Source organism: Paenibacillus sp. EKM206P (assembly GCF_011066155.1).
Lineage (GTDB): Bacteria > Bacillota > Bacilli > Paenibacillales > Paenibacillaceae > Paenibacillus > Paenibacillus polymyxa_D.
In genome coordinates this window covers 255,978-268,947 of sequence record NZ_JAAMNQ010000006.1, presented here as the reverse complement: position 1 = coordinate 268,947, position 12,970 = coordinate 255,978, and the positions used below count along the sequence as shown (strand labels likewise).

Annotated in this window: 9 protein-coding genes; 2 read left to right on the top strand and 7 right to left on the bottom strand. The window is 46.4% G+C overall.

Annotated features, from left to right (window positions below):
- The first annotated feature begins 93 nt into the window (after window positions 1-93).
- Window positions 94-789 carry a response regulator transcription factor gene (locus tag G9G53_RS15350; RefSeq protein ID WP_165148762.1) on the top strand — a complete coding sequence of 232 codons (696 nt, stop codon included), beginning with the start codon at window positions 94-96 and terminating at the stop codon, window positions 787-789.
- Between the two features lie 42 nt (window positions 790-831).
- Here G9G53_RS15350 and G9G53_RS15345 read toward each other — a convergent pair whose 3' ends face one another.
- The 3 genes from G9G53_RS15345 to G9G53_RS15335 are packed head-to-tail and all read right to left on the bottom strand — an operon-like array spanning window position 832 to window position 7,489.
- Window positions 832-5,259 carry a hypothetical protein gene (locus tag G9G53_RS15345; protein WP_165148759.1) on the bottom strand — a complete coding sequence of 1,476 codons (4,428 nt, stop codon included), beginning with the start codon at window positions 5,257-5,259 and terminating at the stop codon, window positions 832-834.
- Between the two features lie 50 nt (window positions 5,260-5,309).
- Window positions 5,310-7,043 (bottom strand): ATP-binding protein, encoded by a 1,734-nt coding sequence (locus G9G53_RS15340; RefSeq protein ID WP_165148756.1) that lies wholly within the window; start codon window positions 7,041-7,043, stop codon window positions 5,310-5,312.
- Window positions 7,040-7,489 carry a hypothetical protein gene (locus G9G53_RS15335; RefSeq protein WP_029518378.1) on the bottom strand — a complete coding sequence of 150 codons (450 nt, stop codon included), beginning with the start codon at window positions 7,487-7,489 and terminating at the stop codon, window positions 7,040-7,042. The genes G9G53_RS15340 and G9G53_RS15335 overlap by 4 nt, the downstream gene beginning before the upstream one ends.
- Before the next feature lie 45 nt (window positions 7,490-7,534).
- On the opposite strand from G9G53_RS15335, the gene G9G53_RS15330 reads away from it, so the two are divergent.
- Complete coding sequence (locus G9G53_RS15330) at window positions 7,535-8,242, top strand: response regulator (protein WP_069011050.1); 708 nt, start codon at window positions 7,535-7,537, stop codon at window positions 8,240-8,242.
- Here the strand turns inward: G9G53_RS15330 and G9G53_RS15325 are convergent.
- Genes G9G53_RS15325 through G9G53_RS15310 form a run of 4 tightly spaced genes read right to left on the bottom strand, consistent with a single transcriptional unit; the run spans window position 8,210 to window position 12,682 of the window.
- Complete coding sequence (locus G9G53_RS15325; protein WP_029518376.1) at window positions 8,210-9,121, bottom strand: glycosyltransferase family 2 protein; 912 nt, start codon at window positions 9,119-9,121, stop codon at window positions 8,210-8,212. The genes G9G53_RS15330 and G9G53_RS15325 overlap by 33 nt on opposite strands.
- Window positions 9,081-10,307 carry a glycosyltransferase family 4 protein gene (locus G9G53_RS15320; protein WP_029518375.1) on the bottom strand — a complete coding sequence of 409 codons (1,227 nt, stop codon included), beginning with the start codon at window positions 10,305-10,307 and terminating at the stop codon, window positions 9,081-9,083. The genes G9G53_RS15325 and G9G53_RS15320 overlap by 41 nt, the downstream gene beginning before the upstream one ends.
- Window positions 10,291-11,556, bottom strand: coding sequence for a transporter (locus tag G9G53_RS15315; protein WP_165148753.1), 1,266 nt, complete (start codon window positions 11,554-11,556; stop codon window positions 10,291-10,293). The genes G9G53_RS15320 and G9G53_RS15315 overlap by 17 nt, the downstream gene beginning before the upstream one ends.
- 4 nt (window positions 11,557-11,560) lie before the next feature.
- Window positions 11,561-12,682 (bottom strand): glycosyltransferase, encoded by a 1,122-nt coding sequence (locus G9G53_RS15310; protein WP_165148750.1) that lies wholly within the window; start codon window positions 12,680-12,682, stop codon window positions 11,561-11,563.
- Between the last annotated feature and the right edge of the window lie 288 nt (window positions 12,683-12,970).

The window sequence follows — 12,970 nt, the reverse complement described above, 5'->3', positions numbered from 1 at the left end:
GCATTTCTGCCGAATACATAAGTATGTATTATCGTGGCAAATACATGATTATGCAATGCTATTGTATCTTTGTCTGTACAGGAGATGTCAGTCATGCCCATAAAAATACTCATCATTGAAGATCAAAAAGGTTTGGCAGATATGATTGCTCTTCACCTTCAGGAGGAAGGCTATCATACCGAGCTTATTTATGACTCTAAACTTGCAATTCCTACACTCATGCGTTTTAAGCCGGATATTATTGTGACTGCTCTAATGTTTTCCGGTAAAGTCGAATGTGCGCTGATCAGCCAAATCCGTCAATTTACCACAGTCCCTATGCTGGTCATCTCTAATAACACCGTGCTGAATATAAGAATAAAAGCTCTGGATGACGGAGCAGATGACTTCTTATGCAAGCCGTTCAGTCTGATAGAGTTAAATGCCCGCATCAAAGCCCTGCTGCGCCGCTGCGGCCGCAACATGCTCACTGAATCGCAAACGGTAACTCAAAAGAATAAAAAGGTAAGGGTATGGGTGAATGATTACCGTCATTGTCTGTTAGTCGATGACCAAGAAATAGAAGTCACTCAAATCGAATTTTCTATTATAAAAGAAATGTCCTGCAATCCAGGTAAAGTCTTTACCCGCAGCGAGCTGATGGATCGGATCAAAGGCGGAGATGGCGCTTATCTGGATCGCACTATCGACGTACATATTTCCAGCCTCCGCAAAAAAATAGAACGTGACCCTAAAAATCCTCAGCACATCCGTACCGTCTGGGGCAGAGGCTACAAATATGAGATGTAGCCGTATCATGGCTACCCATTTCCCCACTGAGCAGCTTGCTTTTTATGGAAGGTTTCGCTTCTTCCATCGCCGATAAGGAAGAAAACAAGCTGCTCCACCCAGTATCCCTATGAGGAACAGTCCCCATCCGAAACGGTAGGCGGAAGCCAGAATAACGACGACTTTCCCGTTCCCGTTACCATTGGTAATAAATCCGGTAGTTACTCCATTCACAGACAGACGGGCTCGCTGATTTTCGCCACCCAGCCTGAACTCCCATAGTGGATTGGGTGATTCGGTCTCCCGGATCAGCACCTGCTGATGCGTCGGATTATATAGCGTAAAACTACGTTCCATGGAATTCTCACGAGTAGCCTGAATGCTTTCCGAAGCATGTGGTGCCATAAAAAAGGTATCCATATCCGTTCCCTCAAACAACGTAAATTGATCCACTGTAATCATGGCTTGATAAGGGATAATGGAATATTCCTTCATTTGAAATAAGCCTGACTGCTTCTTGTGCGCATGCGCTAAAATTTGAAACTGCATCATGGCGGTTCCTGCCGGTGCCTTCACAATTTGATCATAATGATTCCATTGTTCCTTATCTCTCTCCTCCACCTCATCAATATAGGAGGTTTGGAGAACCTGGGACGCTTTATTCAAAAATATGACCTTCATGTGCCGACTTCCAACTTGTGCTGATCGCGCATCCAACTGCACGGCATACTCTTGCAGCGGCTCGGCCTTCATTTTCTTGGACGCATATATATTCCAGTCACAGGAATAGCTAGGTGCGTAACGGATAGAGAGTCCTTCGTCCATAAATGACAGGTTCGTCTGGCCAGGTCGTATATCCGCTACACATCCGACATCCGTGTCTAATGACTCCTTCGTGTTCTCCCCAGGCATTACCGTCACTTCCTGCCCGCCCATTCGATGAATATCTCCAAAACGGCTCAATGACGGTACTTGGCTGTCCAGCACAAGGGTTAAGTGATACTTTCCCTTGGTTAGGAACAGATTTTTGAATTCTATTCGGCCATAGTCGTTCAGCAGACCGGGAATTTGTATGATTTTCTTGGCAAAACCATCCTGATCGGGCACCGTTTCAATAACCTGCTTTTCAGATAAAGAGGTAGCGGGTAACCGCTTATACGACTCTTCCGTACGAATCGTTCTGGTCAGCACCTCTCCCGTCTCTTCATTCACCCACTTCATCGTTAATGACCCATGGTATCCTGCAGGTAGATTAGCCAAAATAGCTGTGGCATAGGTTCCCGTTTTGGCGACTTCCACATCCCTGCTTAACGTCCCCTTCTGATAGCTGATCCCTCGCCCCATACTAAGTCTTGGCAAAGCACGCTCCGTCTGCACATTCCCTTGGGCGTTAAAATCGTTCTCTGCCTCCAAGGTGAAAAAGAGCTTGCCCCGCTTCAATGCCTGCTCCACTGGAAAAGATAACCGATCTAGCTGATCCACAGGCACAATCGCAAATTGATTGACCGCATTAAAACCTTGCAGGTTATTAACCGTGACTGGAGTATCTCCTTTTGGAAAAACATGTTCTCCCAGATCGACCCATTGAAATTGGTTTAAACCATCATCCTGGGTCTTGATACTAACCACTTTGTCCGGTAACGTGACTTGTAATTTCCCGCCTGCCTTATTCATAAACACTCTGGCATATACATGCGAGGTTTGAGGTTGATCCAGTTTTTTGTGCATCGTAAACGTGTTAGGCTTACTGTATTGCCCCAAATCACGTAGCTGGATATCATGAATCCACCAGTAATTTTTTTGCTGTGGACGCTGCAGGGTTAACAAATCCATTCGCATCCAATAGCTGCCGGGCGGCGACACGTATTCCCCGTAAAATTTCACACTGTCAAAATTATATCCCTCCGAAGGCGCCACGACATAGCTAACCCCCAGTTCACGCATTTGCTTATCGTAAAATCTCATTTTCACATGCATTTTGTTCGTTCCGCGACCGGAAACAGTAATTTGGAACTGATACGGATTATTTTCCTTGGCTTCCAGCAAACCCGATCGAGCGACCTGCCATATATTACTCGGGTCACCCTTCATAATTTCGCCATGCAGAGTTGGCACATCATTCAATTCCTCACGGGGATTAGCCTGCACACTGAACAACTGCGGGTTATCCGGCTTGAAGAAGGTTTCGGTCCGCAACATGGAATCAAAGTCCACAACCGTCTTCCCTTCGATGCTGCTCATCTGATACGGGGCCACATCCAGCTTCTTACTGGCAAAGGTGACCGCAATCCCTGCATCCATTTCCATATCGAACGGAAAGTTCCGTATATTTTGGGAGGATAAATACCACAACCAATCGTTGGTCGAGGCAAAGGTTTTGGACCATTTTAAAAAGGCATTACCATCCTCAATGGCATCAAAAGGCCGTAAGTAATCCTCTGCTGGAAGCTGTGACAATAGCAAGTCATTAAAGGACACCGCTTCCACATAATCCCCTTTGTTAATCGTCTGGACGGTTTTTAGCTCAGGCTTTAACGCACTGAACAGCACTCCAAAGCGGCTAAAATCAAAACCGGGCAGATGGCTGTAGCTCTCCAGCCGGCTAAAACCGTAAGGTGTTACAATTTTACTCGCAAGGATGTTCATATAGGGTGGTGTCTGGTCGAGATTGAATATGGAAAATAGCCCGTTCTGGTACGTACGTTTCAGCCCGGTCTGACCTTCCAGCTGAGAGAGGTGGAAATCCTGACGCTTCTCCTGTCCCACATATTCATCATGGTAGACCAACTGGTTAACACCAAAGGTAGAGAACAGCCAACCTAATCGGGAGCTTAATCCGTTGTCCATGACATACTGTAGAAAATTCATATAATATGTAATACCGGGATCATTGCCCTCATGATGAAAGACCGTATTTTTAGGAGAAGAGTATACCTGAAAATCTCCGGTTGCCTTTTCGTTTGCGGTCTTCCCTTTATTCCATTTGGGCGTGGCTACTCCGTTATAGCTCTGAATCATATTGTCAGCAATCGGAAAGTATAATGCCTTGCTATCGAAACGATCCGGATCAGTCAGCTTTTCAGCCATTTGACCATAAGCCTCCGGCACTTGTACTGGCTTGTAGTACCCCTCAATGAACTGAGTGCGCAAGGGAGCAAAATATACCCCCAGACACAGGACGACGATAACGACCGCCAGCTTTTTATATACACGCTGTAGCGGCGATGATCCGAACCATTCCATAAATTGAATGACACCAAAGGTCAGCAACACCCCGAAATTAAGGGCAATCAGTCCAATAAATTTGTTAGGATCACGGAAAACCGAACCAATCACAGGGGTTTTCGTAACCAGAATGACAAACCACTTGGCAATCGATGGGAACGTCGTCCCGGTAGCTGCAACCAGAAACAGCAGCGTAAGTAGCGAGAAGATCAGAATGATCGGATTTTTATGTGAACGTGTCACCATCGCATACCCGATCAATAGCAACAAAAATCCCCCTCCTACATAAAACATGACAGGCAGTGAGGACAAGGAAAACATGGGCCACCAATAGCTCAGTAAATAACCCACATTATTTAAACTGCTGTTGCGGCTGAACAGAGACAACGTATCCACGACATTGATATTATGCTGAGACGCTTGAGCGTCCATCAACATGCTACCGACATATAGAAACAACCAATAAAAACTGAGCAGACCGAAAAACATGCCAAAAATGATCCCTTTACGCAAAAAATTGCCGTATAACGGCTGCAAATAGGTGCGACCAGCCTTACGGTGGGTCCAGGTCAGCTTGATCAATAGCAACATGGTGAACAAGCCCAAATAAATCATGCCGAAGAAAAAATAGTGAATTGCCGCAGCACTAACGGTGAATACCGCAGCCAACAGAAACAGGTCGATCCAGTTCCGCTGATACAACTTGTGGGGATGACAGTTTTTAATTTGTTGAATTTGAAACTTGGGGTCCACCGCACTGAAAAAGAATCGCAGCATTAACGGAAATAAACTATATCCACAGAGCAAATAAATATGCTGAATGCGGAAAATAACCCACGGATTCAGCGCATAAAACAACGAGCCGACCATGATGGCAAAAATACGGGTCTTCGTAAAGCTTGGTGAATAATACACGCTAACCAATCGCTTGGCAAAGGCATACATCGAAAATGCCGAAACAAATAACAAGCCTGTAATAAACGACTTGAGCAAGACCGGTCCGCTTTCGTCAAATAAGAGTGACAGTCCATAGAAGGGCAAGATGTACAGGATACGTGGAGCATTGAACAAGGTCGAGGTAGACCATCGCTCGTTCCATACCCCGGTTATTTCCTCCAGATACCGATGAGAGGTGGCTCCAAAAGCAATGTCGCTAAACACAATTTGCCCTGGTCCATAGATGGGTGCAAGATATGCAACAATCGCAATCAGCATCAACATCATTGCCGCCATATCGTAACGATAGCGAAATATCCATTTTTTCATGCTTGTCCCCCTCTCTTGAACTTCTCGTATATCTGTCGGTTATCTTGGGCCTATCTTCTCAAACGAACGATTGCCTGCAAGCCCTGATCGGTATTACGTAGCTTTAAACGGCCGCCTATGGTCTTCAGGTATGCATCCATATGGTACAGGCTGAACGCATGCTCCTGCGAGTTTTGGGAATAGTCTGGCTGGAAATAGCTCCAACGCATTTTATCATCAATCCCGCCGCCTGTGTCCTCAATGATAATAACAATTTCTCCTTCTTCCAGCCGTGAACTAACCTTAAGCACTTGAGATTGTCGCTTGGACCGCAGACCTGTTCGGCCCTGTTCCTGATCCTCAGGCAATTCTCCGCCTTGGCCCATGGCCTGAACTGCATTTTCCAGCAGTCCCTGAATCGTTTTGTACAGCATGGGTGCTTGTGCTGCAATCGATGGAACAGGCTCTTGCCGCAAGATCACTTGAATGTTCTTCATGTTCAATGAACGGTTCGCCCATTTCAGCGACTCAGACAATATTTCATTCATATCTGTAAAGCTAATTCCACTATTATCATGCATCTTCTCTTCCAGCTCATCGCGCAAGCTACGAACTCCCGTCAGTAACTCTCCCAGTGAGGATTCCTGTCTGAGGCGACCCTGGATAAAATTTTCATTCAACTCGCGAAAATACTCCAGTTCCTCATGAGAGGCTCCTTTTCCCTGACTGGAAGCCGCTTCAAAGCGGTTTGCTAGATCATGATAGAATCCCAGCAACTTCAAATCATCACCACCTGTGAGACGGCTAGTCTGCTCTTGCAGCTCTTGTAGCTGCTGCTCAATCGTCTGCATTAACGGCAAATAATACATGTCCTGCTGCTGTCGCATATCTTCATCTCGCCGTTGATCACGCACCTGGTTGTTCACGATGGCATCCTTCACAATCCTTTTGCGGAACTGTACGAGCATGGCCCACAGAATGAACAATATTAGAACCATGACCATCCACAACTGTTTGCGGAAGGAGCTGATTCGCTGTGCTGTATCCTCGCTGACATCCTTAACCGATATGTAAAGGGCTTCTTCCCCAATGCGGCTAAATCCTATCCCGTATTTTTCACCGTCATCTTCAATGACACCTGTATTGCCCTCCAGCAGCCTACGGGTGACGCCCGTGATGTCCGTTCGGTTAATATCCGGATTACTTCGGGAAGCTACGACCTTAAATTGACCGTTATAAAATAAAGTCTCATACTGGTTAACCGGTTTACTTTTAATAATTCCGCTGAGCATATCAGCGTCAACCTTGCGCACTATAAAACCGCCCATCTGCGCTCCTTGAATCCTGCATGCGATATACTGGGCAGGCTGATGATCCTCTGTCACAAAAGAGCTTACTGCACAACCATTTTGCAGCCACTTAATCTGCTGGACCGCACTTTTCATCTCACGATTATCTCGTCCGACCATCACATGATACTGTTCATCCAGCACATAAAAGGCCCCGCTTTCACGCTTAAACCCCTCAGGATACTGGCGTGTTCCCTGATTCAGCATATCTCTGCCCAGACTGGACGACAGCTCCTTCAATTCAGCCTGCCATGCGGCATAACGCTCGGTTATGCTGCTAGAAAGTTCCTGTACCTCATACTGGAGCTGTTCGTTCTGAATCTCCGCCAAGTGAACACTGAATTGTCGCACGACAAACCATTGAAGCACAGCGGCCAAAAACACGGTCACGCCCAGTACGATCAGGTACAGGATCAGCTTTTGCCAACCTGGTTTCAACAAAGCCCATTGTTTCATGCTTCCCTGTCCCCTCCATTTTGTTCACGACGGCTCAAAATAGCCTGCATCAGGCATTCCAGCTCGTAGCTGACCAACGGTAGCCGTGCGCACAGCAACCGGGGAGTGCGGCGCTGGAGGGCAGCAAACCTCGCAGCGGTTTCCGTTGCCCCGTCCGTCAGTAGGATCAACTCGCATGTTTTTGCGATATATAAGCGATCCAACTCTTCCTCGCCGTATTCTCGCAGATCAACAACGTAAATATCATGACGATCGTCCATATGCTGAAGTGCGCTGGAGACAACCAGGGTCACCCCTGTATGCCGTGCAGCATGATACTGATGAAGGAGACGCATACCTTTTTCCCAGAGGGCATGCTCAGCCGAATCAAATCGTTCACAAAAAAGACGCAACGCCCGTTCTGTATTGACATCTTTCAAAAATGCCAAAACGCTGATATTATACATGTAGTTCCTCATTTCTTACTTCCTGATTGGAGTTGCGCAGTTCTTATGACACCCCAAAACATTCTATTTGTTGACGACAGCCCTATGGTTCTGTCCCTGCTTGAACGGACCTTGACGCAAGAAGCATTCACCTTACATACCGCTCACACGCCCAAAGAAGCCCTACAAGTGCTGGAACAGCACCCGATTGATGTGGTCGTTTCCGATCTGCTCATGCCTGGTCTGGATGGGATTACCTTCCTTCGCATGATTAAGAAAGATTATCCACATATCGTACGAATCATTTTGTCTGGTCACCTGCATACGCAGTCCATTTTATCGGCGATTAATCAAGTCGGTGTGTTCCGTTTTTTGACGAAACCGCTGGAGCTGGATGATGATACGCTAAAAAAAATACTGTATGAGGCGCTTGATCAAGCCAAACTCAATCGAAACAGCCTGCATGCAGCAGACCAGAACGTAGCTTCCGACCTGTCAGTATTTATAGACAGCATTTTGAATGCTCCGTACCGACCCTATGTGCTGCTGAATGAACAAGATATCGTAACCGCTGTACACATTGCACTTGCTGAGCTGTATCCTGTTGGGCGCTCACTACGTCATCCTGACGGGGAAGGTATTCAGTTAACCACGCATTCATTATACATACCGTATGAGGAGTCGGAATCTTCCGATCCCGACCTGTACACGCTGGATACGCTGACCCTCGGACATTCATCGTTACGCCTTATCCGCCTTAGCGAGATCGCCTGAGTGACGGGTGCCGCCCTTTAACACGGCGGCTACCCCAATCACAGTTAGGCATACATACATCCACAACATCCCCATCGTCAGCAACGGGTGACGGATATAGTTTTTCAAATTCCCCCACGTATACAGCACCGGACGGAAGAAATACCAACGTTCCAGTGCCTTTCGTAATCCGCCCTCTTCAGATGACATCGTACGATCCATCACTGAAAAGTAGTAGGCTTTTTTACGTAATACATCGTGCAGATAGACCTGTTTTTCATCATGATATACCCGTGTAAATACCGCCCGGCGAATGACTCCACCAGACTCTATATAACGTAAGGTCGGCTGTATTTCTTCAAAAGCAATCTGCTCCGCATTAAACCCGCCCGTCGATTCATAAGCGCTCATTCGCCAGAAGCGTGCCGCTTCAATGGAGCGTTTTCCCAAGGTCTCACCCGCGTTATTAATCACATTTCGCTCAAAAACTTTCACTTTGGAAAAAAAATTGTCCGCTTCCGAATACGCCTCCTCCGGAACGACCAAAGCGCCAATATCCTGATGATCATCAAAAAAGTCGATGCTCTGCTGAATCAGATGTTCGGCTAAAATCATATCGGAATCCAATACAAATATGTATTCGGCACCCAAGCGTTTCGCTTCCTCAACCGCTCTAACCCTAGCGACTCCCCGCTCCCCATGGGGAAGCTCCAATACCGTTACGGGTACTGCGCTCCCTGCCGACAGCATACGAATCGTCTCGACGGTCCGGTCACTGGAGCCATCATCAGCAATTACAATATGCAGATCCTTGTAATTTTGCCCCATACAGCTTCGCAAACAAGGCTCTATCGTCCGTTCATTGTTGTACGTGGAGAAGAGAATGACCACTTTGTCCACTCTGTTCCGCCTCCTCTATCCAATCTTCCATCAACTGCTCAAACGCAGCAGCCGTATGATCAAAATGGAATCTTAACGCATATTGATACGCCCGCTCACGGATGGCCATGTAATCTTCGCCGCCCTTCGCTGCTCTTTCCATTTGTTCAGATAATCCCCGGATGTCGCCGTGAAAGCATAGATATCCGCTCTTCCCAAAATCCGTTGCATCCACCAGACCCGGTGAATTGCTGACAATGCTGGGCGTTCCAACCGCTGCCGCTTCGGTAATTGTCAACCCCCAACCTTCACGCAAGGAAGGAAACACCAGCGCGTGGGCACGACTCATCAGCTCCAGCTTATGCTCTGCTGAAACAAATCCGTAAAAGGTAATATCAGCTTGCGATTGCCCCTGTTCATCCGGTTCTCCGTATGTTAATCCATACCGTTTCATAATCGGCAACAATTGTTCTGCCACATAGGTTTTATCGGTTTTTCCGGCAATCCATAACATAGCCTGAGGGAACTTTTCCTTGAGCTGCCCAAAGGCCTCAACGACCAGATCAATGCCTTTATATTTGACGAAGCGCCCAGCGTACATGAAGGTCGGATTAGGTTCCTTCGTTAAAAATTGTTCGCGCGGCCAATGATCAAACTCAATGCCTTCCGGTAAAAGATGAACACGATCCGGGTGAAAGCCCAGCTTAAGTAGATCATACCGAGTAGACGGAGATACCGTAAGCGTTCGATCCTTACGAGCCAGCTTAAGCATCAAGGGTTCCATATGAAACCCAATAACATTTAGCGGGAATTTGGCGTTCTCAAACCATATTTCCCTTGTTAGCTGATGTATGAAAAAAATCCGCTTGGATGCCTCCACCCAAAATCGGGTAAAGAATTGATGCGTATTCGCCTGGTTAATCACATAGTCGATCTTCCTTCGATGACGACGGTAATAGCGCATCGCATAATAAATAACACTGTATATGTTTCCTTTTCGAATATACGTAATACCGTCGATAATTTCATGCTCAGGCATCCCCTCAAATTGGGGTGAAAAATGAATGAACTGGAAGCGGCCTTGTTGTGAGCGTTTAAGCATTTCGTGGGTGAAAATTTCTGCTCCTCCGCTTTTAGGTGAACGTATGTCACGCCAGGACAGCAATAGAACTACGGTTTTACCGTCCTGTTCATGTATGGTATTCATGGGGTACATCCCCCTTTATCTTTATTTTGAACAAATGCACATAGGCGTCTATCACAAAGTAGAGAGCCATAGCTCCGTAAACCATGAACTCAGATAGCAAGAAATCTACCGGCTCTGTGTGGGCAATATGAAAGGCTACTAATAAAGCCGCGGCTCCTGCCATCAGACTGAACATAAATTTGCGTCTGCCCACCAATACGTGCACATGCACAAAAAACAGCACGATGGAAAATAACCAGTACACCCATCCCCCCCATGGAATATAGGCCTCGGCCGATTGGTAAGAGGCTCCGAATAATATGGGTATAGAGGATGGGAACACAAAGGTCGTGCCCACATATACACAGATCGCAGCTACAGCCATTAATCCGGCATAGACGGCAATCAACTTGCCCAAAGCTTGGCGGTCATGCCCCTGCGCACCGAGCTTTGGAATAAAGGCAGCAATCAGGCTATACGAAACGTAATAGACCAACTGGCTGTACTTCAGCGCAATGGCATAGCTGCTGGCCTGCTCGGGAAAGTAATGCTGTACATACAACATGTCGATAGAGATACAAAACAAAATAAATAAATTGGTCATAAGGCTATCGGTGAAATCCTGACCCAATGACTTCCATAGCCCAGAAGGGATATGTTCTCCACTGGTTGTGAATAAGGACAAGCCTCGAGCCGAGACGGTCCAGCCGTGAAGCAGCGACAGCAACATTCCTCCACAGCTCGCTAACAGTAGGGCTTCCAGCTTTAACCCCAGTGCAGCCAGAACAAAAAACAGGCTCAGCTTCCCTAATACCTCAATGTAATAGTTCACATTGAGCGCCAGCATGCGTTCCCTGCCTTGTAAATCTCCGCGACACGAACTCACCAAAATATGTAGGCCGATCAAGCCATACAGCATGAATAGCGGGGCAGAATCGACGCCTAAAAGCGAGCGCAATAACGGATGAAACATGAGTAAAATGATCATGGCAAGCACAGTTAGCACCAAAGGTGCTTTTAGTAATAGAGAACCGAGCGGTAAGCTACGTAGCGCAAGCATCTTGCCACCCTTGGATACCAGCTTGGCGGTCAATAGCTGGATGGATAAGCCCAAAACGGACAACAGTGCAAAGAGGGCCAGCAGCGCATTCGCTTGACCATAAGCTTGTCCGGTAAGATACCAGCTCGCTGCAATGTGGAAGAAAAAATTAAATCCGTTAAGCAGCACATTAAAGAGAGGAAACATCAACGATCGCAATCGGTTGTTCACGTTGTTATCTCACCCTCCGATCCAGTCGCCAAATATCAATGATGGAGCGCAAAAAACGAATAGAATCCTTCCAGACATGGATGTGCGAGCCATCCCGGTCAATACATTTGACGGGTAATTGCAGTACACGGAGTTGGAGCCGCTTGGCAATAAACATCATTTCCAGATCCAACGCCAGTCCGAGCTGTTCCTTTAAATGTGGAAACATCCGCTTCACTGCAACCGAACTCATCACTTTAAGCCCAGTCTGGGAATCCACCACACCTGTGGGTAAAAAAGGACGGGAAATGACCCGTTTACCAAAGCTGACAACAGATCGTAATAAAGAGCGATTCTCGGCGGTCATATCCTTGGTTCCGATCACAACATCATAATAGCCCTGCTGAACAACATTAATCATTCTGGCAATATCCTCAATAAAAAAGGAGTCGTCCGCGTCCACAAATACGTAGTAATCCGCACCAATGGTCCGCATCCCTTCCAGATACGTCCCTGCCTTACGTGTATTTCGTCCCAATTCCCTTGTTTGAAGCAGCGGACTAAGATTCTGATTAATCCGGTTTACGGACAAGTCCGTTGCTGCCTCCAGTGTTTTAATCAAGGCATTAGTACCATCGTGGCTGCCATCATCAATGAGATAAATCGAACCTTCAATAATATGGCTGCGGATAAAGGCTTGCAGTCGTTCAGCAAAGGTTTTGACATGAACAAAACGTTGCTCTTCGTTATATACAGACAAGATAAATGCAATATGTTGGCTTTTGGTCGAATACTCGGGATAGAGCAAGCTTTGTATTTCCGAAAGCATTTCTTCGGTGTCATTGGCTTGCCAAAATAGCAGCCGCAAACGGCCTACTCCGGTGATTTGCACCATATGCTGATCACTGAACGGAAATGTTACATCCGTCACCAGTAACAATGGCATTTGCGGAAATTGGCTGCGGATCTGATTGGCTTTCCGCACCGCCTCCCCCGGCTCCCTATAATCAATCAAGCAGCAACATGCGTTCTCGTAGACTGAAGCTGCCTCCGTGTCCTTGCACTGTATATATTGGTAAAAACAAATTACATTGGGATAATCAATAGCCCTGTCATTATCGCTAAAAATGGCTATAGGTCCCTGCACACAAACCTCTCCTTTTCCTCCGAATAGTTCTATTTTGTTGAAAAAGAATTAAGAATGTTTGTTTATAGGGATTAAATTAATGTCCAAATACTTCATATTTTCTTAACAAAATAGCTGACACTCCATGATATATAAGAGAATAAGAGAAGAAAAACTGATTTTCATATTTGATAAAAACAGAGTATTTAGACCTGATTCATTAGAACCAAAATCCTTAGTATTAGTTAGCGAATCCATATCGAAAGTTGGTCCTTTTAGATCAATAGAAAGAAATGAATATGGTTATTT